The following is a 25943-nucleotide window of genomic DNA, read 5'->3' as shown; positions in this document are numbered from 1 at the left end:
TGCCCCGAAATCTTTATGGGGCAAACTTTATTGTTCACGACAACCCGAACTACTCATTGAATATTGAAGTTCCTTCGACGATTATCAGAGTTATCCGCGAGCATCTTACCTTCAAACTGCGTATAAATGCTCAATACATAAAATAGTCAAAAAGAAAGGTAAAAAAGATGGCGTATTGGACGGCGAAGAGTGTTCCCGAATTAGCAGGATTAGAGAGAAAAGAGCAAGGACGCCTATTTCGTCAATGCCTGAAAGAAGGTAAAAAACGCATGGGCGCGAAATATTGGAAGCTCACTGGACTCGCGGTTTTACTTTCCGCTGTATTAGCCTTTATGTTGTTTTTCTTTGGTTTCTTTTCCGGTGGTTTTCTAGGTGGCGCATTGTTAGGCGGTATGATTGGTGCCTTGTTTGTCTTTATTGTACAAACACCAACCATTGATGTGGGTCGCGAATGGTTACGCGAGCAGGGCTATCCGAAACAAGACATCTAGGATAGGTCAAGTGAAGAAAAAGTGAGAGTCAAGGCTTTCGCTTTTTTTATAAATTCTGATAGATAGTAGAAACCCTGCCCCTTGTTAACCCTCGTTTTCGCCATAAAACTTGCGGTCATCTTTTAATTGTTCAGCGATAATGCCTCTAAACCACTCTAATGCTTTATCAGTATCACTACGTTGGTGCCATACCATTTGGAAATCCAAATCAGGAAGAGATAATGGAGGCGAAAATAACGTAAACTTGCCTAACATTGATTGAGGTATCGCTTTTTCCGCCACCGTTAGGATCAAGTCAGTTCCTGTTAATAATTGGGGGGCAATTTGCCAGTAAGGCACAGTCACTGCGACACGGCGCTGTTGGTTAATTAATTGGAGTTGATGGTCTATTTCGTTAGCATCAAAAGGCTTCATACTCACTAAAATGTGGGGATGGGATAGCCAATCAACTAAATCCATTTTGCCTTGTGAGCCGAGTTGATGATCAACCAGACAGACAAATTTATCAGTAAAGACAGTTTGATTTCGTAACGAATAATCCAACGTATTAAATATACCGAATGCTAAATCTAAGCTCCCTTCATGCAATTTATTTTGCATTTCTTCCCGACTACAGTGCCAGATATTGAGATCAATATTGGGGGCATATTTGCGTAAATAAGAAACCAATTTTACCGTAATTAAAGCCGCGCCGTAGTCGGACATCGCGATATTAAAGCGTCTTTGGCAGCTGAGCGGAGAAAACTGTTTTTGGGCAATCAAACCATCTAACTGGTTTAATGCTTCATTTAATGGGAGACAAAGAGACTCAGCTTTGCTGGTTAATTGATATTGGCCTTCACGGCGAACCAATAATGGGTCCTGAAAAATGTCTCTCAATTGATTTAATGCATGACTGACCGCGGGCTGGCTTTTATGTAAAGCTTCTGCCGCTCGGCTGACATGACGTTCCCGTAATAAGACTGACAACGTCACGAGTTGATTTAAATCTAATTTTCTTAAGTTATTCATCCTACGAATAGTGCCTTATAAAATTGTTCATTTTCCAATGTCGTTATCTCTCTTTACTATGGCAACCAATCAACTTAAGTCAATATTAATGAAGAGGTTTCGATGTCAGCATTTTCAATCACAAGTATCATACTTGCCTTTGTTGCATTATTGGCAGGCGCGGTTGTACCAATCCAAGCGGCAAGTAATGCCATACTTGCTCGGCAATTAGGTCACCCATTATGGGCGAGCGCGACATCACTTGTGATCAGTTTAATTGTGTTAATTCCACTATTAATTATTTTTAAGGTACCAAAGCCCCATTTTAGTGCCGAGTTATTTAATCAACCCATCTGGATCTGGTTTGGTGGTATCGCAGGGATGCTCTATCTCACTTCGGCTTTGATTTTAGTCCCTAAGATTGGCAGTACGACATTTTTTGTTTTGGTAATTGCGGGTCAATTAATTATTTCTGCGCTTATTGAGCAATTTGGCTGGTTTGGTATGAATCGAAATCCCATTCCAATTGAGAAAGTGGTGGGTATTGGTTTAGTGATTCTAGGGGTTTTATGCGTCCAATTTTCACGAAAGTAAGGGTATCGCACCTAAGTAATGCATTTTTACTAGGGGATTTATCAGTAGACCTGCCCCATTTTCATGGGGCGAAGCCTGACAGTCATAACGTACAATTTGGAATTAGGCTTGCGCGGTTTGATGACGACGTTTGCGAATAAGCTTCACAATCGGTGGTAACACCAGAACCAGCACCGCCAGAATTAATAAGCTCTTAGAAATAGTGCTACTCCAGAGAATATTAAAATCCCCATTACTGATAGATAACGAGCGTCGCAGGTTTTGCTCTAACATTTCACCCAAAACAAACCCGAGGATCAGCGGAGATAGCGGGAAATTCATCTTCCGCAAGATATAGCCGAAGACCCCAAGCCCCATCATTAACAGTAGGTCAAAAGTGGTGCTGTGTACGGCGTAAACGCCCACCGCAGAGACACAAGCAATGGCAGGGACTAAGAACCACAGTGGTACGGTGAGCATACGAGTGAATAAACCGATGAGCGGAATATTCATTACCAACAACACGACGTTAGCGATAAGCAGTGCAGCAATTAATCCCCAAACGATATGTGGTTGTTCAGTAAACATGCCTGGACCTGGGGTGATGTTATACAGAGTCAGCGCCCCCATCATTACTGCCGTCGTGCCTGAACCCGGAACACCGAGGGTTAACATCGGAATAAATGACCCACAGGCAGAGGCGTTGTTGGCGGCTTCAGGTGCCGCGACACCGCGAACATCCCCTTCACCAAATGTCCCTTTATCCCCTGCAATTTTTTTCTCTGTCATATAGGTGATGGCACTAGCGATAGTCGCCCCTGCACCCGGTAAAATCCCCACAAAAAAGCCAATAAATGAGGAACGTAATGTTGGACCAGCACAGGCCTTGGCTTCTTTCTTGCTAAATAACATTCGACCCGTTTTGCGGATCAATCCTTGTCCTGTTGCCGTGCTTTCTAGCATGAGTAATATTTCACTGACAGAGAACAGACCAATAACCACGACGATAAACTGGACGCCATCGGATAGGTTAACGCTGTCAAAGGTAAAGCGGTATTCCCCAGAGTTGGCATCGACACCGACGGTTGCTAGTGCCAAACCAATCAACGCTGCGAGTAGCGATTTGACGGGATTTTGGCTCATCATGCTGCCTAAACACGCGATAGCAAAAACCATCAATGCAAAATATTCAGCAGGACCAAATGCGAGTGACCATTGTGCCAGTAAAGGTGCAAATAAAATGATCCCAACAATCGCAATTGTGGAACCGATAAATGAACTGACGGCAGAAATCGAGAGCGCGATACCGCCTTGACCTTGCTTCGCCATCGGATAACCATCTAACGTGGTCATGATCGCCGCGGCGTCACCGGGAACGTTCAATAGGATGGCGGAAATTCGCCCTCCATACTCACAGCCTAAATAAACGGTTGCCAACAAAATTAGGGCAGATTCAGCCGGTAACTTTAGTGCAAATGCCAATGGCAATAGAATTGCGACACCGTTAATTGGGCCAAGACCCGGTAACATACCGACAATGGTACCGATAAAGCAGCCAATCAGCCCAATCATAATGTTTTGAGGGATCAGCGCGACCTCAAAGCCTTGAGATAAATACATCCACGTTTCCATACTTTTCTCCTTAGCTAAAAAGCTCGCCGATTGGCAATGTCACATCGAGTAACCGGTCAAAGGCATAGAATAGGGAAATGCCTAGGATTGGACCGGAAATCAGGGCGGCTATCGGGGTTGCACCAAATAACAGGGCAACGCTGATGGTCAACAAAGTGGTCGATAATGGAAATCCTAACCACTCAAACGCCCATGCATAAATAACTAATGCAATGATTAACAAGACTAAACGGCGCAAGACATAGGGCTTTGGCCATTCAACCGCTTCTTGGCGACCCAGCAGGAGTGCGAGTGCGCACAGGGTCATTAATGACAGTATGGCAATCGGGAAGGGGCGGGGGCCCAGTGGTTCATAGGTAAACTCACTTTGGATGCCCCAGCCGATATATAGCCCGATACCACACAGTATTAGCCAGACTATGGCAAATATGCGTTGGCTCATGGTGACTCCGTTATTTTGCTAACCCGAAGGAACGCGCTTGCTCACGGTAGTTCTCAACTTCTTTTTTCACGTAAGCGTCCAGTTCTGGGCCCGATAAGTTGTATTCAAACAAGCCACGTAATTCACGCTGCTTTTTAAATTCATCGGTTTGTTGTAATTTTTGGAAGGCTTCAACCCATTGATTGTAATCGGCATCGGATACTTTTGGTCCCATGTAGAATCCGCGAATGATTGGCCAAACTATGTCATAGCCTTGCTCTTTAGCGGTTGGGATATTAGCGAGCCCATCCGGTAGGCGTTTATCCGCATATACCGCTAGGATGCGGATTTTTCCGTCACTGATATAGGGGGTCATTTCACTGATATCACCGGAGATCACTTGGATGTGGTTGCCTAACAGGGCTGTCAGTGTTTCGCCACCGCCTTCGAAAGCAACATAGCGCATTTTTCGTGGGTCTAAATCGATCGCTTTGGCGAGCAACGCCGTTTTCATCCAATCTTGGCTACCGATGGAGCCACCAGCACCGAAGACAATGCTGTTTGGATCTTTTTTGAAGGCGTCCATCAGTTCGCCTAAGGTTTTATAAGGGGAGTCTGCACGCACGGCAATCATGCCATAGTCACTGCCAACACTCGCTAGCCAGCGAACATCATTTTCGTTGTAACGACCAAATTTACCTTGTGCAAGGTTGAGTAAGGAGCCACCAGAGAATGCGACGATGGTTCCCGGCTCAGCTGGGCGTTGAGCCACAATGGCATTGTAGGCAACGGCACCAATTCCACCTGGCATGTAAGTTACACGCATCGGTTTTTCGATTTCTTTGGTTTCCAGCATGGAGACTTGAACGAGTTTACAGGTTAAGTCAAAGCCACCGCCAGGTTTGGCTGGGGCAATACATTCGGTTCTTTCGGGTAACGCCATTGCTTGGTTAACGCCAACTAAAAAAATTGCTGCAGCTAAGGTATTGATTGTGAACTTCTTCATACTTCATTCCTCACTAGACAATAATTAAGTTACTTGGTTGTTGTTGGTTATGTCGTTATGGATATGCCGTTGTAGATGAATATGTTTTTGTAGATAAATAACTGTGGGCGATGTTTGTTCGCCACTCATCATTGTATTGAGAACCTTTCATTTACCTTTCATTAACAAATAAAATTATTTTTATGTGATACATATCAGATTGTTTTATATTATCTCTTCTTATATTTGTTAATTTAATGTTAATTTCTATTTGTAGTAGCAGGTTAACGAAGGATAGTTGTGATAGCTTCGGTAAAAATCACGTTTAACACTTTTCATTCAATTGAGAGAGTGCCAACTTATACGCATAAATAATCATAATGAGTGGGCGACGGATGAGAATGTTATTGGTTGAAGATCATGACGAGTTGTCATTGTGGTTACAAAAAGCCTTAACCGCATCGGGATTTGCTGTTGATATTGCCAGTGATGGCTATAGTGCTGACCAGTTATTACAAACTGAAAATTATTCGTTGGTGGTATTGGATGTTTCATTGCCACGGATGAGTGGTTTGGATGTATTAGCCCAGATGCGCAAGCGGCATCAAGAAACACCTGTGCTGCTATTAACGGCGAATTCAGATGTGGCTGACCGCGTAAAAGGGCTGAATGCAGGGGCGGATGATTACCTGACTAAACCCTTTGATATTGCCGAATTAGAAGCCCGAGTGCGCGCGCTATTACGTCGTAGCCAAGGGAATGCGAATAGCGACCAATGTTTTGGTGATCTTTGTTTTCATGACGAGGGTTATTTTTCACTGAAGACGGAGCCGCTAGGTTTAACCCCGCGAGAATACGCGGTATTGAATACACTTTTTCATCGCAGAGGGCGACCTGTTTCAAAAACACAATTATTTGAACAGGTATTCTCACTGTCGGATGAAGCCAACTTACAAAGTATTGAATTGTATGTGCATCGGGTTCGCAAAAAACTCGCGGGTTCAGATGTTAATATCAATACTTTACGCGGATTGGGATACCGATTAGAGCAGTGTAGTGTATGAAATTAGTCTCTCATCCACGCTCTCTCTTTCATCAGTTGCTGCTTTTTTTCGGTATCCCCCTCATTTTGTTGGGAAGTTTCTCCGTTTATACCCACTATTACAGCGCTAAAAACGCCGCTAACCTCGCCTATGACCGGACATTACTGGCGTCGGCGAGAACGGTGGCGGAGCGATTACAAGTTGTGGATGAACATCTTTCCGTGAATGTGCCTTACGTGGTACTCGATAGCTTTGAACTGAACAATAATGACCGCCTGTTTTATCAAGTCATCGCTCCTCATGGGGAGACCATTTCTGGCTATGATGACCTACCGCCAATCCCCCCTTACTGGATGCGCTCTCAACATTACACGGCCTTAGTCTACTTTTATGATGCGGAATATATGGGGCTTCCTATTCGCGTAGCGACCTTTTTCCAACCGATTAATGAAGGTGGGATCCAAGGCATGGTGGAGATCCGCGTCGCTGAAACGGTGTATGCTCGGCAAGATTTTGCCAATCAATTGCTGATCTCGGCTTTGATGAGCCAAGGTACTGTGGTGGTTGTGACGCTGATATTGGCGTATTTGCTATTACGTAAGTTATTAACACCGTTGAAAAAACTTTCTAATCTCATGTTGGGTCGTGCTGCGAATGACCTAACTCCAATCCCGAATGTGTTGCCATGGTCAGAACTTTCGCCTCTGGTGGATGCATTGAACCGCTATGTGGAGCGATTAAGGCGTATGTTAAAACGCCAAGAGCGTTTCAGTGCAGATGCTTCCCATCAATTAAAAACCCCGTTAGCCGTATTAAAAACTCAAGTTTCGGTGGCTCTTAATAGCGATGATGAGCAACAGAAACAGCAAAGTTTGCAGGCGATTAATAAAACTTTGGATAACACCATTGTATTAACTGATCGGTTATTGCAGCTTGCCCGTTTAAAAGAGCACGAAAAAGAGGCGATCAGGCTTTATCGTGCAGTTAATTTGGTCGAAATTGTTCAGCAAGTCTGTTTTACCCGCTTAGGGCAATCCGAAAGTAAGCAGATTGATTTAGGCTATGAGGGGCTAGAACATTGTTGGGTGAAAGGGGATGCTATTTTGCTGGCGGAAATGTGCGCGAACTTAATCGATAATGCGATTAAATATACCCCAGAGAAGGGGGTTGTCACGGTACGTATTATTGCAGATGAAAGTCATAAGTCGATGATCAAGTTGGAAATTGAAGACTCAGGACCTGGTATCGAAAATAAATATATTCACCGCTCATTAAAAGCCTTCATGCGCTTGAATAATGCCAAAGGGCTGGAAGGTTCAGGGTTGGGTTTGGCGCTTGTAAAAGATATCGCCAGTTATCACGGCTCAGAATTGCAGCTGTTAAAGAGTGAGCATCTCGGCGGCCTGTTGGTACGTATCACTTTGAAAGCGAGCCGGGCACCGAAGAAAGCTTAGTGGCTACTCTGTTATTATCTAGTTGCACCTAAAAACGGTCATTATCAAATTTACACACCTTTTTAGGTACAATTGATCTGTGTAATTAGCCGGAAAGGCATAAAATAAACAAAGCCCCATAACCTTGAAGTAGGTTTATGGGGCTTTTAATCAATCGAACTATTAATGTGGCTTACTGGCAAGTCTCTTCTTCTAACGCTTTTTTCTTGCGAGAAAATAGCTGAGTGAGTGGGGTGCGCAGCTGTTGAGCTAACATCACGCCAAGTAACACGATTCCGCCCCCAATTAAGTGGTAACTCTTTAACTCTTCCCCAAGTGTGAATACCGCGATAATGGCAGTAAATACCGGCGCGAGGTTCATAAAGATAGAGGTGGTATTGGCGCCTAAGCGGAGCACGCCTTGGATCCACATTGCTGGAGCCAGAATCGATGCGGCAATCCCTGCGAATAAAACTAACCCGATATTATTACTGTTAAGGCTCACATCATCCGCCATCAAGAAGTTTGGAATTAATAATAAAACCCCAAAGAAGACTTGTACGTACAGTGAATCCCAACTCGATAGCTGAATAGACCAACGCTTAGTTAATACTCCGTATAGGGCATAAGCGGCGGAAGCGACGATCATCAGCAATTCGCCTTGACCCAATCCATTATCCAGTAATGAACTTGGGTTCCCTTGGCTGACTAACCAAGCCAATCCAAACAAAGATAGAACGGAACCAATAACAATCCCAACGGTTGGGATCACCCTCAGAACGAAAATACTAATCACCACAGTTAATAGCGGAATAAATGAGTTCATAACACCCATAAATGTCGCGCTTACTGTGTGTGCGGCATAGTAAGCCAAACTTTGATACAGCATCATCCCCAAAGCACCTAAGATGGCCAGTTGCCACCAATGTTGTTTAACCACTTTGGCATTGCGCAGTACCGAGCGCAGAACAAATGGGGTCATGACTAAAAATGCCAGAGCCCAGCGATAAAACGAAATGGCAGCAGGGTCAATCGCCGTTGCAGCGGCTTTGTTGACGATGGCATTGATGGACCATAATAAAACCGCGGTCAGCGGAAACAGGAAATATTTCATTAACAACGTTCTCCCTAATCAGTCACAGGAGTATACATCTGTCCGAAATATTATATATACTGATATTCAGACAATCGATAACGCTTTTCAGACAGCTTATGAATAATTTAAAAAATGATGTTCTGCAAATTAACGAATGCAATATTATTGAGCCTGAATTTATTGCCTTGCGTCATGAACAAATCAACCAGCAAACCGAATACAAATCCCATTCCCATACCTTTGGTCAATTGCTGTATGTGGTCTGCGGGATTATGGAAATGGAAGTGGAAGGCAAACATTATATGGCACCGCCAGAGTTTTGCATCTGGATCCCCGCTAATACCCAACATGCGAGTTTTAATAAGCAGAGTGTCAAATTTCGGATTATTGATTTTGCCCAATCTTATACACCGCGACTTGCCAGTAAGGCATGCGTTGTTAGGTTAAGCCCCATTTTCCATACGATCATGACGGATATGTATCAACGGGGCATTGTTCAGCCCGAAACCGAGCAGGATATTCGTTTGGGGGAGGTATTGATTGACCAATTTGCTATTTCGCCATGCCAAGATACCTATTTACCCACCAGCAAAGATAAATTGTTAGCGCCGATTTTAGCGGAGCTACAGCAAGATCCTGCGGATAATACAACGCTTGCCCAGTGGGCAAAGCGGGCTTATACCTCGGAGCGAACATTATCTCGCCGTTGCCAACAAGAGCTGGGTATGTCATTCAGCGAGTGGCGCCAGCGACTACGTTACTTACATGCAGTGGCTGGATTGGATAAAGGTAAAAGTGTCCATGAAGTTGCTTTGGATGTGGGGTATAGCTCGGCGTCCGCATTTATTGCGATGTTCCAGCAAATATCAGGGGTCACTCCAGACCGGTTTCGGATGAAAGAGTTGACCCCATAGTAGAGGGAAAATCAATATACATAATCGTATTTGATATTAGCGTGGTAGTTGTACACGCTATCTTTTCCGCCTTGTTCATCTTTAATTAATGTGGTGATATTTTTTTCCGCGTCGGTGCATCTTCCGAACGTATTCCAGCTTTTACAGGTCGTCACAGTTGTTTCGGTGGTAAAAAATTCTTCAATGGTTTTGTTGGTTAACATTTTGTCATCATCATCATAGGTAAACTCTTTGACGGTTGAGTCAGACTGCATGCGAACTAAACGATTTTTCGCATCATAGAGGAAGGCTGTTTTCACATTATCATTTTCTAGCGTACTGACTCGGTTGGATTCAGATAATCGTCCTTTATCATCAGCTAAAAAAGTGGTGACTGCTCTTGTTAACATTCGCTCTTTATCGAGGGTTGTCGTATAAGAAGAATCTTTGGCTTCGGTTATTTTTCCATTCTGATCAGTGAAAAACTTCCCGTTCATTTTTTGCTGCAAGATAGTTTTTTCAACATTATCTTGATTAATAACAGACAGTTTAAATGCGGATTTGTAGTCCCATCCGTTACCACTTTTTTTCATGCTCATATCAATGGATTTGACGGATACACTGTCGTGGATGCTGAATTTGACAACTTCATGACCCGTTAACTCGATTAGTGCTCCACAATCATCAAACTTCGTTTGAACCGTATTGTTGATGTAATCATCTTGACTGGTGGTGCGTGAGTTCATTGCTTTTAATGAGTCGTTAAATGGGCGCTCTTGGGCAAAGACGAAATTATTAAAGTTGTTGATGGCGATGGTGTCCGTCGAGCAGTTTTGGTCGCCAGCATAGGCATAAAACGAGCACATTAGGGGAAGCGACAGTAATACTTTTTTCACAATCAATATGCCTTTCAAAATAAATGCCTTCCTGAAAAATGAATAACTTTTAATGTGGTTTTGCTGATTAAACATGAAATTCTTTAGATTAGATAGTCAGACTCATCTGTAAGATTGTTTAATAAAAAGAAAAATTAAATGTCGCCGAATAGACTATCAATTTCAACCAAAAGCATTGTCATGTAAATGATTCAGCCTATCGACGATTTGGAGTATAGTGTGGCAGCCAAATCGGGCATGACACACATTCTATTGGGACGAATTCCGTGAAAATTTTGGTTGATGAAAACATGCCATATGCTCAAACACTGTTTAGTGAGCTAGGCGAAGTTAAAGCAGTACCAGGGCGCCCAGTGCCAGAACAGGAACTGGTTGATGCAGATGCATTAATGGTGCGCTCAATTACCAAAGTGAATAAATCATTACTGAGTAATACGCCAGTAAAATTCGTCGGCACGGCAACAGCAGGGTTTGACCACGTTGATACCCAGTGGCTTGCCGAAGCCAATATTGGATTCTCTTCAGCGCCAGGGTGCAATGCCATTGCTGTCGTTGAGTATGTTTTTTCTGCATTACTGATGCTGGCGGAACGCGATAATTTTGATTTACGCGATAAAACCGTTGGGATAGTCGGGGTTGGTAATGTGGGAGGGCGTTTGTATAAACGTCTGCAAGCGTGGGGCGTGAATACCGTATTATGTGACCCTCCTCGAGCAGATAAAGGCGACCAAGAAGTTTTTGTTCCATTCGATTCGCTACTGGAGCAGGCTGATATTTTAACCTTCCATACACCGCTCAACATGGAAGGCGAATATTCTACCTTCCATTTAATGGATAAATCTCGACTAGCAAATTTACGCGACGGTACCATTTTGGTGAATGCGAGCCGTGGTGAAGTGGTGGATAACCAAGCGCTATTACAGTTGCTTGAGCAAGGTAAGCCGCTGAGTGTGGTATTGGATGTGTGGGAGCCTGAGCCTGATCTGGATACAGAATTACTGGCGTATGTGGATATCGGTACGCCGCATATTGCAGGCTATACTTTAGAGGGTAAAGCACGAGGAACAACCCAAGTCTTTGAAGCTTATTGCGAATTCCTAGGTAAGCCTACTAATGTATCTCTGGCATCGCTGTTACCGAAACCGGATATCGACTGCATTAATTTCAATGGTAAATTAACGCAAAGCCAGCTCAAAAGATTAGTGCATCTCGTGTATGATGTGCGCCGTGATGATGCATCGTTGCGCGCAGTGGCTGGCATTCCCGGTGAGTTCGATAAATTACGTAAACACTACCAAGAACGCCGTGAATGGTCATCGTTAACAGTTCAATGCGATAGCCAAGAGACAGCCCAGTTACTGAGCGAATTAGGCTTTAACGCAAAAATTTAATAACAGATTCTTTTAGGTGAAATAAGCGGCTAATCACGGCTTGTTTCACTTTGATTTTTTAGAGGAAAAACCATGACAGAAGGTTGGAATATTGCATTACTCGGGGCAACCGGCGCAGTGGGCGAAGGTATTCTTTCCCTGCTTCAAGAAAGAGAGTTTCCCGTTGGTGAGCTTTATTTACTAGCCAGTGAGCGTAGTGCAGGGGAGAGCATTCGCTTCAACGGTAAAAGTTATCTAGTGCAAGATGTCGCGGATTTCGATTGGTCGCAGGCACAAATTGCCTTTTTCGCGGCAGGCGAGGAAGCCGCAGCACAGTATGCGGAATTAGCGGCGCAAGAAGGCTGCATTGTGATTGATAACAGCGGTGTTTTTGCGTTAGACCCTGATGTGCCGTTAGTGGTACCGGGTGTTAACCCGCAAGTATTAGCGGATTATCGTAATCGCAATATTATTTCGGTGGCAGACAGTTACGTTAGCCAGCTACTAACATCTATCAAACCGTTAGTGGATGCGGCTGGTGTAGGACGTATTACACTTACCAATATGCTATCGATGTCAGCGTACGGTAAAGCCGCCGTTGATGAATTAGCAGGCCAAAGCGCACGTTTATTGAATGGTATCCCTGCGGAAGAAGGGCGTTTTACTAAGCAATTAGCCTTTAACATGCTGCCATTATTAGCGGATGGTGAAGGCAGTGTTGTGCAAGAGCGCCGTTTAGTCGAGCAAGTTCGTAAAGTGCTGCAAGACGACGGTTTGCCAGTCTCCGTAAGCTTTATTCAGTCACCGGTATTCTATGGTAATGCGCAAGTGGTGCACTTAGAAACACTACGCCCAGTTAGCGCAGAAGAAGCGAGCGAAGAATTTGAACGTTTTGATGATATTCAGGTCTCAGAAGAGGGTGATTATCCAACTCAAGTGACTGACGCATCAGGTAATGATTTCTTAAGCATTGGCTGTATTCGTAATGATTATGGTATACCGGAAATTTTACAGTTCTGGTCAGTGGCGGATAACGTTCGTTTTGGTGGTGCGTTAATGGCGGTTGAGACAGCAGAAAAACTGGCTCAGGAGCTGTATTACTAATGTCGGAGTCCCCAAAGTTGCATCGCATTGCCCTCGGAATTGAGTATAACGGTAGCCGTTATTATGGTTGGCAACGCCAGCAAGAAGTGAAAAGTGTACAGGGCTGTCTTGAGGGCGCCCTGTCTAAAATTGCAGCGGAACCAATCACTGTCAATTGTGCAGGACGTACAGATGCAGGTGTTCATGCGACTGGGCAGGTGGTACATTTTGAAACTTCAGCTAACCGCAAAGAGGCTGCGTGGACGATGGGGGCAAATACCCATCTTCCTGAAGATATTGCGGTTCGCTGGTGTAAACCTGTGGATGATGAGTTTCATGCGCGTTTTAGTGCAACGGCACGTCGATATCGTTATGTGATTTTTAATCACCGTTATCGACCTGCAATTTTATCGAATGGTGTCACGCACTTTCATTTTCCCCTTGATGAAAAGCGTATGCACCAAGCGGCACAAGCATTGCTGGGCGAGCGTGATTTTACCTCATTCCGCGCGGTGCAGTGTCAGTCAAAAAGCCCTTGGCGTAATGTGATGCACGTTAATGTAACGCGTCACGGAAACTATGTGGTTGTGGATATTAAAGCCAATGCGTTTGTACACCATATGGTGAGAAATATTGTTGGCAGTTTGTTGGAGATAGGCTGTGGTAATCAAGACATTGATTGGATGGCACATCTTCTAGAATTAAAAGATAGAACGAAAGCGGCGGCGACAGCCAAAGCGGAAGGACTGTATTTAGTGAGCGTGGATTATCCTGAAAAATTTGACCTACCACAGAATGTGATGGGGCCTCTATTTCTTGCGGATGAGCTGCTGTAAAGGTCGTTAATATAAATCTCCACATGAGGAACCCCATGGAGTTTATCAGTTTTATCATTGATTTTATTTTACATATTGATGTGCATCTTGCGGAATTGGTCGCCGAATATGGTGTTTGGGTTTACGGAATTTTATTCCTGATCCTATTCTGTGAGACGGGGCTGGTGGTTACGCCTTTCCTTCCCGGGGATTCTTTATTATTTGTCGCGGGTGCGTTAGCAGCATTGCCAAGTAATGATTTAAACGTACACGTCATGGTGTTGTTGATGATTATTGCGGCAATTATTGGTGATGCAGTGAACTACACCATTGGACGTATCTTTGGTGAAAAACTGTTTAAAAACCCAGATTCAAAAATTTTCCGTCGTAGCTATTTAGATAAAACCCATCAGTTTTATGAAAAACATGGCGGAAAAGCGATTATTTTGGCGCGTTTTGTGCCTATCGTGAGAACCTTTGCACCTTTCGTTGCAGGTATGGGTAAAATGTCTTACCGTCATTTTGCCTTTTATAATGTGGCAGGTGCGTTATTATGGGTGCTACTCTTTACCTATGCAGGGTATTTATTCGGTGATTTACCGATAGTACAAAAGAATTTGAAATTACTGATAGTCGCGATTATCTTTATTTCGATTCTGCCGGGTGTCATTGAAATTATTCGCCACCGTCGAGCTGCTGCAAAAGAAAAAAATGCAGTGGCAAAAGAAAAGAGTGCGGCGACGCAAAAAAACGATAACCAATAATCGGTTTGAAAAAAGTTTTTATCTACAGTGAGATATCATTGTGGTTTAATGGCAAAAAAATAACATACTGATAGATGCTTCTTATATAACCACCACCTGAAATTCAGTGATGGTATTATTCGAAGTGTCGTCAGAGTGCAATCAGACGAAAAGGTCCATTAATGAGCTGGATTGAGAAAATTTTAAAAAAAGGTACTTCAACCCCATCCCATAAAGCAAACATCCCTGAAGGTGTTTGGACTAAATGTGATAGCTGTGGGCAAGTCCTCTACGGTGCTGAGCTTGAGCGTAACCTACAAGTGTGTCCAAAATGTGACCACCATATGCGTATTCATGCTCGCCAACGCCTTGAATCTTTCCTTGATGAAAACTCAACAACGGAATTAGGTAGTGAATTAGAGCCAAAAGATGTGCTCAAATTCCGCGACTCTAAAAAATACAAAGACAGAATTAGCTCCGCCCAGAAAGAGACGGGTGAAAAAGATGCTATCGTCGTGATGAAAGGTACGCTCAAAGAGATGCCTGTTGTTGCCGCTGCATTTGAATTCTCCTTTATGGGTGGTTCAATGGCATCGGTTGTGGGGGCACGTTTTGTCCGTGCTGTAGAACAAGCTTTGGAAGATAACTGTCCATTAGTTTGCTTCTCATCCAGTGGTGGTGCGCGTATGCAAGAAGCGCTGCTGTCCCTGATGCAAATGGCGAAAACCAGTGCTGCACTGGCGAAAATGCAAGAACGTGGCTTACCGTACATTTCTGTACTGACCGACCCGACCATGGGTGGTGTTTCTGCAAGTTTAGCAATGTTGGGTGATATCAACGTGGCTGAACCTAAAGCACTGATTGGCTTCGCGGGTCCTCGCGTTATCGAACAGACCGTTCGTGAAAAATTACCTCAAGGTTTCCAGCGCAGTGAATTCCTGCTGGAAAAAGGGGCAATTGACATGATCGTGCGTCGTCAAGATATGCGTGATCGTCTGGCTGATGTCCTAGCGATGTTAACCAACCAACCAAGTTTGAACACTGCGCCAGCGCTGGTTGTTGAAGTGGTTGACGTGGAAATTGACCTTGCTGATGCTGTCGATGGTGCAGATAAAGCAAAAGGCGCTAAACATAAAAAAGATGATGAGTAATCTAATCATTCCTACAGCCAAGTCTCCATTGGAGGCTTGGCTCTCTTATCTCACTGACCTGCATAGCCAAAATATTGATATGGGGTTGGAACGAGTAGGGCAAGCAGCCCGTCAAATGCATCTCACTCAACCTGCTCCTCGCGTCATCACTGTCACCGGCACAAACGGTAAAGGTACAACCTGCCATACACTTGAGTCTATTTTGATGGCTGCGGGTTTGAAGGTGGGAGTCTACAGTTCCCCACATTTAGTGCGTTACACGGAACGCGTTCGAATCCAAGGTAAAGAGCTTACTGAAAGTGAGTTCTGCCAAGCATTTGCGACTATCGAAGCGCAGCGTGGAAATATTTCATTAACCTACTTTGAATATGGCACCTTAGCTGCACTACAATTATTTAAGCAAGCTGAGTTAGATATTGTGATCCTTGAAGTAGGGTTAGGCGGTCGCCTTGATGCAACTAATGTCGTGGATGCGGATATCGCGGCAATCACCAGTATTGCACTTGATCATACCGATTGGCTAGGTTCTGACCGTGAGCATATTGGTCATGAGAAAGCGGGTATTTTCCGTCAAGGTCATTATGGTGTGGTGGGCGAGCCTGATATGCCAGCCTCTATAGGCGCTTATGCCGATAAAATAGGTACCATACTGTTTCGTCGTGGCAAGGATTGGCATTACCAAGAGCAGGGGCAACATTGGTCTTGGGAAAGTTCTCAGCGTTCATGGGCTAATTTACCGTTACCGAATGTGCCGTTGGCTAATGCAGCAACCGCGATGGGTGTGATCAGCTGCTTGATGGAGATTGATGCCCAGTTAACGCAGAAAATCACTGACCAAGCTATCCACCAAGGTTTAAGTACGGCTCAGTTACCAGGACGTTTTCAGGTCATTGGCGAACACCCGTTAATGATTTTGGATGTAGCCCACAACCCTCATGCAGCAGGCTATTTAGTCTCCAAACTCGCGCAATTACCAGTGACAGAAGGTCGTCGAATTCGTGCGGTGGTGGGAATGCTGGGAGATAAAGATATTCAAGGGACATTAACCTGTTTATCCCAACAAGTAACTGACTGGTATCTTGCACCGCTAAGAGAGTTTCGTGGTGCAGATGTGACGGAGCTTAGTCAGCACGTTGACGGTGCCCATGAGTTTGATTCGGTGGAAGCAGCTTGGCAACAAGCATGTGCGGATGCGCGACCACAAGATGTGATTGTGGTGTGTGGGTCATTCCATACCGTGGCTCATGTCATGATGTTATTAGAGAAAACAGAAGGATAAAGCCAGTGGCTAGTAAATTCCAGAATCGTCTTGCTGGCGCCATTGTTTTAGTCGCTGCAGGGGTCATCGTATTGCCTGCATTGCTGGATGGCGATAAAAAATACAATGAGAATGAATTTGCAGCCATTCCGATTATTCCCAAACCGGGTGATGAAGAAGATATTGAGTCAATTGCACCAATTACACACAGTGCATCGACCGCGTCTTCGGAAGGAACTTCTGAAGCGATGCTATCGGAAGCTATTACTGAGCAAAAGCAAAGTGAGCAGTCTCCTGTAGCCGCAAACAGTGCAAATCAAAGTAATAACAGCCAAAACGTGGTGAATCAAAATGGAAGTGCCATTCCAGCTAATGTCACTCCAGAAAAACCACGAGTAGAACCTAAACCGGAGCCTAAGCCAGAACCAAAACCTGAGCCTAAGCCTAAGGTGGAACCAAAGCCAGAACCTAAACCTGAACCGAAGCCAGAGCCGAAACAAGAACCTCAAGGTAAAGCGTATGTGGTGCAAGTGATTGCCCTCAATAATGCCAGCAAGGTTGAAGAAATTGTGGCGAAGCTAAGATTGTCTGGGTATCAGGTTTATACGGTGCCAGCGCAACCAGTGAACAACAAATTAACTCGTATTTATGTGGGACCAGAAGCATCAAGGCAGAAGCTTGAATCGGCTTTACCTGAACTGAACGCAATTACCGGTACAAAAGGGATAATCCAAGCCTTTAAGCCTTAAATTGACATTCAGTTATCCCTAAAAAATAAGGGTATTTAGTAACTTACTGCGGCGATTATGATTTTTTCTTTTCGCCGCTGATTTTTTTAAATTCGATGAAAAATGGTTACGCAAACGTTTTCGTTTTCTGTTAGAATGCATTCGCCGCTGACGTGAATGCGAATTTTGGAATGAAATATGGTCTGGATTGATTACACAATTATCGCCATTATTGGCTTCTCGGCACTGGTAAGCCTGATCCGTGGATTTGTACGTGAGGCATTATCGTTAATCACTTGGGGTTGTGCGTTCTTCGTAGCAAGTACGTTTTACCCTTATTTAGCTAGTTACTTTACGAACTTTGAGGATATTTTAGTTCGTAATGGTATTGCGATTGCAGCGCTGTTTATCGCGACATTGATTGTCGGTGCAGTGGTGAACTATGTGATTAGCTCATTAGTACAAAAAACCGGATTATCGGGTACAGATCGTGTACTGGGGATCTGCTTCGGTGCGTTGCGTGGGGTATTAATTGTATCGGCGCTATTGTTCTTTCTCGATACATTTACACCGCTTCCTCAAAGTGAGGACTGGCATCGTTCACAGCTTATTCCGCAGTTCAGTCATATAATTAGGTGGTTCTTTGACTACCTGCAAAATGCGTCAAGTTTCCTACCGGAGAATATCTCTCCGTCTGGCTGATGAGGAAAGACTAAATGTGCGGTATTGTCGGTATCGCCGGTGTTTCACCGGTAAACCAATCAATTTATGATGCGTTAACGGTGCTACAGCACCGTGGGCAAGATGCAGCGGGTATTGCGACTATTGATGGTAAAAACAATATCCGTTTGCGTAAAGCAAATGGTTTAGTAAAAGACGTCTTTGAAACGCGCCACATGCTGCGCCTTCAAGGCTCGATGGGTATTGGACATGTGCGTTATCCAACTGCGGGTAGTTCCAGCGCATCCGAAGCCCAGCCTTTTTACGTTAACTCTCCTTTTGGTATCACCCTTGCGCATAATGGTAACCTGACAAATGCTCACGAACTTGCTCGGAGCCTATTTGAAACAGCGCGTCGCCATGTGAATACCACGTCAGACTCCGAAATTCTTCTAAACGTATTAGCATACGAATTAGATAAGTTTGATCATTTTCCTCTCGAACCCGACAACATTTTTAGTGCTGTAGCATCAATGCACAAAAAAATCCGTGGTGCCTATGCTTGCGTGGCATTGATTATTGGTCACGGGATGGTGGCATTCCGTGATCCTCACGGTATTCGCCCATTAGTCCTTGGTCGCCGTATTCTAGCGACTGGCGAACATGAATACATGGTCGCCTCTGAAAGTGTGGCTCTCGATACTTTAGGTTTCGAATTCCTACGTGATGTTGCACCAGGCGAAGCGGTATATGTCACTGAAGATGGCAAATTATTTACCCGCCAATGTGCAGAGAACCCGCAGCTGACACCGTGTATTTTTGAATATGTTTATTTTGCTCGCCAAGATTCGTTTATCGATAAAATCTCGGTGTATAACGCAAGATTACGTATGGGGCAAAAATTGGGCGCGAAAATTGCTCGTGAATGGGAGGATCTGCATATTGATGTAGTGATCCCAATCCCTGAAACCTCATGCGATATCGCGTTAGAAATCGCCCATATCCTAGATAAACCGTATCGCCAAGGTTTTGTGAAAAACCGCTATGTTGGACGTACCTTTATCATGCCTGGGCAACAAGAACGTCGTAAATCCGTACGCCGTAAACTGAATGCTAACCGTGCAGAGTTTCGTGATAAAAACGTTCTGCTGGTGGATGACTCTATTGTGCGCGGTACCACATCAGAACAGATCGTTGAATTGGCTCGTGAGGCGGGTGCAAAGAATGTCTACTTTGCTTCAGCCGCACCAGAAGTTCGCTTCCCTAACGTCTACGGAATCGATATGCCAAATGCGAATGAGTTGATTGCACATGGTCGAGAAGTGGATGAAATTCGTAAGCTGATTGGCGCAGATGGTCTAATTTTCCAAGATCTCAGCGACCTCATCGATGCGGTTCGTGAAGAAAATCCGGAAATCAATGAATTTGAATGTTCAGTATTTGATGGCATCTACGTGACCAAAGATATCGACCAAAGCTATTTAGACTATCTAGAAAATCTGCGCAAAGATGATGAGTTGAAGTTGAAAGATCAGAGTGATGTTGAGGATTTAGAGATTTACAACGAAGGCTAAACGTTAGGGAATCCTCGTCATACTTCACGCTGTAGCGTTGTTGGCTGCATTAGCTAACCCTAGTCACATACTTGTGTATGCTCCTAGGGATTAGCTAACTTGCCGCCTAGCTACAACATGAATTATTTAGAGGATTAAATTTAAAACTAAGCTGAAAATGAAGTTAGTCTGAATTACCCTCCGTTCAAGTTTCCTTTATTGATGACTGCTTATTCAGTGAGTAAAGTTTTGCTCTGTATTTTCACTATCCTGACCTCCACACTTCGCCTCTCACTCACTACTTCACGATATTTAATATATAATGCAAGAAATTACGTGAATTGGGGCTGAACATGAAAAAATTGATCATTGGGTTAACAGGCGCAAGTGGAGCAATCTATGGCATTAGATTGCTGGAAGTGCTCAAACCTGTGAAGGATGTGGAAACCCACCTAGTGATGAGTGCAGCTGCGCGTCAGACATTAGCACTGGAAACAGAATTCAGTGTTAAAGATGTACAACAGCTTGCGGACCATGTTTATGATAGCCGCGATATCGCCGCTGCTATCTCCTCAGGCTCTTTTCGTACTGCGGGCATGGTCATCATGCCGTGTACCATGAAAACTCTTTCTGGCATCGTTCACAGCTATACAGACACGTTAGTTACCCGTGCCGCAGATGTCGTTTTGAAAGAAGGGAAAAAGTTGGTGCTGGGCGTGCGTGAAACACCGCTGCATATTGGCCATTTGAAATTGATGGTACAAGCCGCAGAAATGGGAGCGGTGATTATGCCCCCAATGCCTGCGTTTTATCACCAGCCTCAATCTATTCAAGATATTGTTAACCAGACTGTTAACCGCGTTCTTGACCAATTTGATATCGAGCTTGAACAAGATTTATTTACCCGTTGGCAGGGCGCTAAATAGTGCCTGTTTTTAAAATAATCATGATTTTGGTGCTAACAAATCTTCAAGTGCAATTCTCAGCTCAATAAATTCAAATTCAAAGCCAGCCTCTTCTAAACGTTTAGGTATGGCTTGTTGTCCACCAAGTAATAATGTCGCGGATTCCCCAAGTACACCCCTGACTGCAAATGCTGGGGTGCGGATAAAGGAAGGGCGGTTGGTAACATCCCCCATCATGGCGGCAAATTGATCATTATGGACAGGGTAAGGCGAGGTCATATTAAATGGGCCGGAGAGGGTTGGCGTCTCCATTAGGAATAAAATCGCCTTCACCATATCGTTAATATGGATCCACGGCATAAATTGTTTTCCGTGACCAATCGGTCCACCAGCACCCATTTTAAAAATAGGCAGAATTTTAGCGAGCAAACCGCCGTTAGGGGATAAAACTAATCCAGTACGTAGTAAACAAACTCGGGTTTTATCCGATTGCGCTTCTTGGGCGATAGCTTCCCAGTGAGCAGCTAGTTGATGGGTAAATTCATCATGAGGTTGATCTTCTTCCGTCACGACCGATTGACCTTGGTCGCCATAGTAACCAACAGCAGAACCTGACAGGAATACGCTCGGTGGGTTTTGACTGGCTTTGATTAAATTCGTCAATTGTTGCGTGATTTTCCAGCGACTATCACAAAGGATCTGTTTTTGTGCTGCCGTCCAACGTTTTTCTGCGATAGGTTCACCGGCAAGGTTGATGACCACATCAAAGCCATCAAGAGAGGTTTTATCTTGAAGGGTTGTCCAGCATTCAACGGCTTTACAAAATAAACTGTATACTTTTTGTGGTGAACGGCTTAACACAGTGACCTGATGTGAATGCATCACTAACGTTTGAACTAGTTGGGTACCAATTAACCCTGTTCCGCCTGTTATTAGAATTCTCATTTTTTATCCCCCTATTTAAAGCGCTATCACACTCTAAATAATCCAATTTTTACCACCCTGTAAAGATAACTATAGCATTTGCAAATGGGAATTGTTGGGTTTCAGTTAACGCTTCACAAAAAAGAATTTTGTACTGTATCTTAAAGAGATGCATTGATTTTTGTGATGGAAAGCAAGGTCAAATTTGGTTAGGATCCCTTGCAACATATATACGAAAAGAATACCTTGTATCAAAGTATTTTGGTGGGCAAGCTAAATAAGGTTTTCAGGATGGAACAACAGACCGAATTCGTCGAATGGGTAGATATCGTTGACGAAGATAATAATGTAATAGCGCAAGCAACTCGTAGCCAAATGCGTGCAGAAAACTTACGCCACCGTGCGACCTATATCGTGGTGCACGATGGTATGGGTAAAATTCTGGTGCAACGAAGAACAGACATTAAAGATTTCTACCCAGGGCTTTTGGACGCAACGGCGGGCGGTGTCGTGATGCAAGATGAACAGATCCTTGAATCAGCTAAGCGCGAAGCTGAAGAAGAATTGGGGATTGCTGGCGTTCCGTTTGCAGAGCATGGCACTTTTTACTATGAAAATGAAATTTGCCGTGTGTGGGGTGGATTATTTAGTTGTGTGAGCCACGGTCCTTTTGCTTTGCAAGAAAGTGAAGTCGCGGAAGTAAGTTGGTTGACACCTAAGGAAATTACCGCTCGTTGCGATGAGTTCACGCCAGATTCACTCAAAGCGCTGTCATTATGGTTAACACGTAATAATGAAGCGGATAAGGCGATTAGTTGTTCAAACCCAGAGTAAATGCGAGTATTGAAATTAGGACTACCTTGGTAGTCCTTTTGTATTTTTATGATTTATAAAATTTAGGTTCTTTGATTTTATTGGATAGCGGATATTGATGAAGTTTATCGGCGTAGGAAGTATTAACCTCGATGATTTTCTCGTGTTGAGCATTAACTAAGCATGCTTGCTGAGACATTGTTTTCTCAATGAGATTAAAAAACTTTTTCTTATTTTTTGTTATATAAAGCCCTTTATTAGGTTCAAAGAACTTGAATATAACTTTATCGTTGATATGTTTAATTGTGATCCCCATGGCATGATTTTTAGTAATAAAATCACAAATGGTATCCTTCTGTTGCTGTAGCCGATTATTAATACGCTGTTTGAATTGCTCGAAGGTTATATAATTTTGCGGATTTAATTTTATATCATTATCAATAATCGTATAGGTGTCATACTTTATATTATATTGGCTATTTTTTTGTATTATTTGGTACTTAATGATTTTTTTCTGGTGATTTTTAACCAGTTCAAAAAAAGGTTTCATACCTTTGAGTGATAAGTCAGTTTTTGCAAAATTAGAACATTTTCTCTTAATTTCTCGAGCGGTTAACTTTATTAAATGACATTCAAAGTGGCTTTTCCCTTTTAATATGTCTTCCCTGGCGTTTGCGGATGTAGAATATGCATAAGAATATAGCTGATGTAATGCTTTTTTTAAGTTGATAGCATCATCTTCTTTTATATTATCGAGTAACAATGCGCTATTTTTTAAAAAGATTTCACTGATGGAGTTAAGCATTTTTTTTTGTTTTAATTCATGACTATCATTTGAAAAATCAAACTTTTTTATGGCGTTGTCAATGTGAAGGGCATAGTCAACCGATGCTTGTTTATAAATAATTTGACAGAAAGCATCATTTAAAAAAGTACGATAGTGACGAGTGTTTTCTTTGGCGTTATGTGTTTTTTTTAATGCGTGTGCCAGATTTTTTATATATTTTTTTTCATCATTTGCATGGGCATAAAATAAGAAAGCATGTGTTAATCCATAACAGACACCTTTTTCGGCTTCTTGGATATTTTTAATGCCAATTATATTGCGGGAAAACTCATTCTCAGCGGTGTTTTTAAAATGATCTGTTAATTTTATCTGTTCAAACTTAATATGAACTCTATGGGAAAGAATCATAATTAACCTCAATATTTTGTGAAAATATAGAGGTTAATGATATGGAAATGGGAGGATGTTATTTTCAGATAGCGATGAAAAAATAAAGGTCAACCCATTTCTGGATTGACCTTTTAACTCAATACTTAATAACTAAGATTATGCGTTTTCGTTTTGTACCGCTTGAATAGCAGTCAGTGCAACGGTGTAAACAATATCGTCTACCAGTGCACCACGGGATAAGTCGTTAACGGGTTTACGCATACCTTGCAGCATTGGACCGATAGAGACTAAGTCAGCAGAACGTTGTACTGCTTTATAGGTAGTATTACCGGTGTTCAAGTCTGGGAAGATAAACACAGTTGCTTTACCTGCAACCGGTGAGTTTGGCGCTTTAGATTTAGCCACATCTGCCATTACTGCAGCATCGTACTGTAACGGACCGTCGATCATCAGGTCAGGGCGTTTTTCTTGCGCTAAACGTGTTGCTTCACGCACTTTCTCAACATCGCTACCCGCACCGGAATTACCCGTTGAGTAAGAGATCATCGCAACGCGAGGCTCGATACCAAAGGCTTTTGCTGAATCCGCAGATTGAATTGCGATTTCAGACAGTTGCTCTGCCGTTGGATCTGGGTTAATCGCACAGTCACCATAAACAAACACTTGCTCTGGCAGCAGCATAAAGAATACAGAAGAAACTAATGAGCTACCTGGCGCAGTTTTGATTAACTGTAGTGGTGGGCGGATGGTGTTTGCGGTGGTATGAACCGCACCAGAGACCAGACCATCCACTTCGCCTTTTTCCAGCATCAATGTGCCCAGAACAACGTTATCTTCCAATTGTTCCCGAGCAACCACTTCGGTCATGCCCTTGCTCTTACGCAGTTCGACTAAGCGTGCAACATATTCTTCGCGAACTTTAATTGGGTCAACGATTTCGATGCCAGCGCCTAATTCGATACCCTGAGATGCTGCAACACGGCGGATATCATCAGGATTACCTAACAATACGCAGGTCGCGATACCACGTTCAGCACAAATCGATGCTGCTTTAACGGTACGTGGTTCATCACCTTCTGGCAGGACGATACGTTTGCCTGCTTTACGAGCCAGTTCAGTTAACTGGTAACGGAACGCCGGAGGAGACAGACGGTTAGGACGCTCAGAATCAGCAACCAGAGATTCAATCCAGTTACTGCTAATGTGGCGAGCCACATAGTTTTGAATTTTCTCGATACGCTCATGGTCATCAGCAGGTACTTCAAGGCTGAAGCTTTGCAGATTCAGTGAAGTTTGCCATGTGTTGCTGTTCACCATAAACACAGGTAAGCCAGTTTCGAATGCTTGTTCACAAAGTTTGCGAATAGGTGCATCGATATCATAACCGCCTGTTAATAAGATAGCGCCGATTTCTACGCCGTTCATTGCTGCTAAAGAGGCAGATACCAGTACGTCAGGGCGATCCGCAGAGGTCACTAATAATGAACCTGGGCGGAAATGTTCTAGCATGTGTGGAATGCTACGTGCGCAGAAAGTGACGGATTTAACGCGGCGAGTATTGATTTCACCTTCGTTAACGACTTTTGCATTTAAGTGTTTTGCCATGTCGATTGCACGGGTGGCAATCAGGTCAAAGTTCCAAGGAATTGACGCTAAAACGGGCAGATTTAAACACTCCAGCGCTTTGGCATCGATATTTGCCACAGTCGCTTTGGTTGAATCATCAAAGATTTCAGACAGGTCAGGGCGAGTACGACCTTGTTCATCAACGGGTGCGTTAACTTTGTTAACGATAACCCCGATGATGCTTTCATTACGTTGGCCACCAAATTCGTTACGAACCAGCTCTAAACGCTCTTGCATTTGCTGGATTGAGCTATTGCCCGGTGCAGTAACAAATACAATTTCAGCACCTAGGGTTTTAGCAATTTCATAGTTCAGTGATTGAGCAAAAGAGTGTTTGCGAGTTGGGACTAAACCTTCGATCAGGATCACTTCTGCATCTTTAGTGTGGTCGTGGTAGCGCGCCACGATCTCTTCCATCAGAATATCTTTCTTCGATGAAGTCAGTAGAGACTCAACATATTCCATTGTTAAAGGCTCAACAATGGTTGTGATGCTGGAGTGAGAACGTAAAACTTCGGTAGTTTGGTCTTTATTACCGGAAACGCGTGGTTGTGCGATAGGTTTAAACACGCTCAGCTGGACACCTTTTTGTTCCATTGAGCGGACGACACCGAGACTAACGCTGGTTAAACCAACGCTGGTGCCAGTAGGAATTAGCATAATTGTACGGGACACAGGAACCTC

25 protein-coding genes are annotated in these 25943 nt (G+C 43.6%); 16 read left to right on the top strand and 9 right to left on the bottom strand.

Annotated elements, in window-relative coordinates:
* The first annotated feature begins 167 nt into the window (after positions 1 to 167).
* Positions 168 to 491: a hypothetical protein gene (locus ACIH2S_RS12350; RefSeq protein WP_036952649.1), complete on the top strand. Its 324-nt coding sequence runs from the start codon at positions 168 to 170 to the stop codon at positions 489 to 491.
* Between the two features lie 84 nt (positions 492 to 575).
* On the opposite strand, the gene ACIH2S_RS12345 is transcribed toward ACIH2S_RS12350, so the two are convergent.
* Positions 576 to 1502 (bottom strand): LysR family transcriptional regulator, encoded by a 927-nt coding sequence (locus ACIH2S_RS12345; protein WP_430247505.1) that lies wholly within the window; start codon positions 1500 to 1502, stop codon positions 576 to 578.
* Between the two features lie 102 nt (positions 1503 to 1604).
* Here ACIH2S_RS12345 and ACIH2S_RS12340 point away from each other — a divergent pair, with 102 nt between their 5' ends.
* Complete coding sequence (locus ACIH2S_RS12340) at positions 1605 to 2075, top strand: DMT family transporter (protein ID WP_430247504.1); 471 nt, start codon at positions 1605 to 1607, stop codon at positions 2073 to 2075.
* 102 nt (positions 2076 to 2177) lie between these two features.
* Here the strand turns inward: ACIH2S_RS12340 and ACIH2S_RS12335 are convergent, their stop codons facing one another.
* Genes ACIH2S_RS12335 through ACIH2S_RS12325 form a run of 3 tightly spaced genes read right to left on the bottom strand, consistent with a single transcriptional unit; the run spans position 2178 to position 5113 of the window.
* Positions 2178 to 3686, bottom strand: coding sequence for a tripartite tricarboxylate transporter permease (locus ACIH2S_RS12335; RefSeq protein WP_036952658.1), 1509 nt, complete (start codon positions 3684 to 3686; stop codon positions 2178 to 2180).
* Positions 3687 to 3696: 10 nt separating this feature from the next.
* Positions 3697 to 4128, bottom strand: coding sequence for a tripartite tricarboxylate transporter TctB family protein (locus ACIH2S_RS12330; RefSeq protein WP_036952661.1), 432 nt, complete (start codon positions 4126 to 4128; stop codon positions 3697 to 3699).
* A gap of 10 nt (positions 4129 to 4138) precedes the next feature.
* A complete protein-coding gene (locus ACIH2S_RS12325; RefSeq protein ID WP_108478573.1) occupies positions 4139 to 5113 on the bottom strand; it encodes a Bug family tripartite tricarboxylate transporter substrate binding protein in 975 nt (324 codons plus the stop codon).
* 374 nt (positions 5114 to 5487) lie between these two features.
* On the opposite strand from ACIH2S_RS12325, the gene tctD reads away from it, so the two are divergent.
* Entirely contained in the window at positions 5488 to 6156 is a 669-nt protein-coding gene (gene tctD / locus ACIH2S_RS12320) for a transcriptional regulator TctD (protein WP_036952667.1), read from the top strand.
* The gene (locus tag ACIH2S_RS12315) at positions 6153 to 7589 is read left to right on the top strand and encodes a sensor histidine kinase (RefSeq protein WP_036952669.1); all 1437 of its coding nucleotides are present in this window, start codon (positions 6153 to 6155) and stop codon (positions 7587 to 7589) included. The genes tctD and ACIH2S_RS12315 overlap by 4 nt, the downstream gene beginning before the upstream one ends.
* Before the next feature lie 172 nt (positions 7590 to 7761).
* Here ACIH2S_RS12315 and ACIH2S_RS12310 read toward each other — a convergent pair whose 3' ends face one another.
* A complete protein-coding gene (locus ACIH2S_RS12310; RefSeq protein WP_036952672.1) occupies positions 7762 to 8682 on the bottom strand; it encodes a DMT family transporter in 921 nt (306 codons plus the stop codon).
* A 98-nt stretch (positions 8683 to 8780) separates the two neighbouring features.
* Between ACIH2S_RS12310 and ACIH2S_RS12305 the strand changes: the two genes are divergently transcribed.
* Positions 8781 to 9578, top strand: a complete 798-nt coding sequence (locus ACIH2S_RS12305) for a helix-turn-helix transcriptional regulator (RefSeq protein ID WP_108478574.1) — start codon at positions 8781 to 8783, stop codon at positions 9576 to 9578.
* Between the two features lie 11 nt (positions 9579 to 9589).
* Here ACIH2S_RS12305 and ACIH2S_RS12300 read toward each other — a convergent pair whose 3' ends face one another.
* Positions 9590 to 10453: a hypothetical protein gene (locus ACIH2S_RS12300; protein ID WP_349487898.1), complete on the bottom strand. Its 864-nt coding sequence runs from the start codon at positions 10451 to 10453 to the stop codon at positions 9590 to 9592.
* A 266-nt stretch (positions 10454 to 10719) separates the two neighbouring features.
* On the opposite strand from ACIH2S_RS12300, the gene pdxB reads away from it, so the two are divergent.
* The 10 genes from pdxB (at position 10720) to ACIH2S_RS12250 (ending at position 20740) form a co-directional block, all read left to right on the top strand.
* Positions 10720 to 11844, top strand: a complete 1125-nt coding sequence (pdxB, locus tag ACIH2S_RS12295) for a 4-phosphoerythronate dehydrogenase PdxB (RefSeq protein WP_108478576.1) — start codon at positions 10720 to 10722, stop codon at positions 11842 to 11844.
* Positions 11845 to 11916: 72 nt separating this feature from the next.
* A complete protein-coding gene (locus ACIH2S_RS12290; RefSeq protein WP_108478577.1) occupies positions 11917 to 12927 on the top strand; it encodes an aspartate-semialdehyde dehydrogenase in 1011 nt (336 codons plus the stop codon).
* Positions 12927 to 13742, top strand: coding sequence for a tRNA pseudouridine(38-40) synthase TruA (gene truA / locus ACIH2S_RS12285; RefSeq protein WP_108478578.1), 816 nt, complete (start codon positions 12927 to 12929; stop codon positions 13740 to 13742). Before ACIH2S_RS12290 ends, truA begins: the two co-directional genes overlap by 1 nt.
* A 35-nt stretch (positions 13743 to 13777) precedes the next feature.
* The gene (locus ACIH2S_RS12280) at positions 13778 to 14485 is read left to right on the top strand and encodes a DedA family protein (protein ID WP_108478579.1); all 708 of its coding nucleotides are present in this window, start codon (positions 13778 to 13780) and stop codon (positions 14483 to 14485) included.
* A 161-nt stretch (positions 14486 to 14646) separates the two neighbouring features.
* The gene (gene accD / locus ACIH2S_RS12275; RefSeq protein ID WP_108478580.1) at positions 14647 to 15615 is read left to right on the top strand and encodes an acetyl-CoA carboxylase, carboxyltransferase subunit beta; all 969 of its coding nucleotides are present in this window, start codon (positions 14647 to 14649) and stop codon (positions 15613 to 15615) included.
* The gene (folC, locus tag ACIH2S_RS12270) at positions 15605 to 16894 is read left to right on the top strand and encodes a bifunctional tetrahydrofolate synthase/dihydrofolate synthase (RefSeq protein ID WP_108478581.1); all 1290 of its coding nucleotides are present in this window, start codon (positions 15605 to 15607) and stop codon (positions 16892 to 16894) included. Before accD ends, folC begins: the two co-directional genes overlap by 11 nt.
* A gap of 5 nt (positions 16895 to 16899) precedes the next feature.
* Positions 16900 to 17622: a cell division protein DedD gene (dedD, locus tag ACIH2S_RS12265; RefSeq protein ID WP_108478582.1), complete on the top strand. Its 723-nt coding sequence runs from the start codon at positions 16900 to 16902 to the stop codon at positions 17620 to 17622.
* Between the two features lie 177 nt (positions 17623 to 17799).
* Entirely contained in the window at positions 17800 to 18303 is a 504-nt protein-coding gene (cvpA, locus tag ACIH2S_RS12260; protein ID WP_006660265.1) for a colicin V production protein, read from the top strand.
* Between the two features lie 14 nt (positions 18304 to 18317).
* The gene (purF, locus tag ACIH2S_RS12255; RefSeq protein ID WP_036952698.1) at positions 18318 to 19835 is read left to right on the top strand and encodes an amidophosphoribosyltransferase; all 1518 of its coding nucleotides are present in this window, start codon (positions 18318 to 18320) and stop codon (positions 19833 to 19835) included.
* Between the two features lie 332 nt (positions 19836 to 20167).
* A complete protein-coding gene (locus ACIH2S_RS12250; RefSeq protein WP_036952700.1) occupies positions 20168 to 20740 on the top strand; it encodes a UbiX family flavin prenyltransferase in 573 nt (190 codons plus the stop codon).
* A gap of 18 nt (positions 20741 to 20758) precedes the next feature.
* Here the strand turns inward: ACIH2S_RS12250 and ACIH2S_RS12245 are convergent, their stop codons facing one another.
* Positions 20759 to 21664 carry a TIGR01777 family oxidoreductase gene (locus ACIH2S_RS12245; RefSeq protein WP_036952702.1) on the bottom strand — a complete coding sequence of 302 codons (906 nt, stop codon included), beginning with the start codon at positions 21662 to 21664 and terminating at the stop codon, positions 20759 to 20761.
* Positions 21665 to 21934: 270 nt separating this feature from the next.
* Here ACIH2S_RS12245 and yfcD point away from each other — a divergent pair, with 270 nt between their 5' ends.
* On the top strand, positions 21935 to 22477 hold the full coding sequence (yfcD, locus tag ACIH2S_RS12240) for an NUDIX hydrolase YfcD (protein ID WP_036952704.1): 543 nt from the start codon (positions 21935 to 21937) through the stop codon (positions 22475 to 22477).
* 46 nt (positions 22478 to 22523) lie between these two features.
* Here the strand turns inward: yfcD and ACIH2S_RS12235 are convergent, their stop codons facing one another.
* Both ACIH2S_RS12235 and pta read right to left on the bottom strand, forming a co-directional pair.
* Positions 22524 to 23651, bottom strand: coding sequence for a hypothetical protein (locus ACIH2S_RS12235; protein WP_108478583.1), 1128 nt, complete (start codon positions 23649 to 23651; stop codon positions 22524 to 22526).
* Positions 23652 to 23789: 138 nt separating this feature from the next.
* Positions 23790 to 25919 carry a phosphate acetyltransferase gene (gene pta, locus ACIH2S_RS12230; RefSeq protein WP_154600249.1) on the bottom strand — a complete coding sequence of 710 codons (2130 nt, stop codon included), beginning with the start codon at positions 25917 to 25919 and terminating at the stop codon, positions 23790 to 23792.
* Between the last annotated feature and the right edge of the window lie 24 nt (positions 25920 to 25943).

Origin of the sequence: Providencia lanzhouensis (genome assembly GCF_050469745.1) — a bacterium.
GTDB classification, from domain to species: domain Bacteria; phylum Pseudomonadota; class Gammaproteobacteria; order Enterobacterales; family Enterobacteriaceae; genus Providencia; species Providencia lanzhouensis.
Note: the sequence above shows the minus strand (reverse complement) of the source record. Positions and strands in the feature narration are given on the sequence as shown.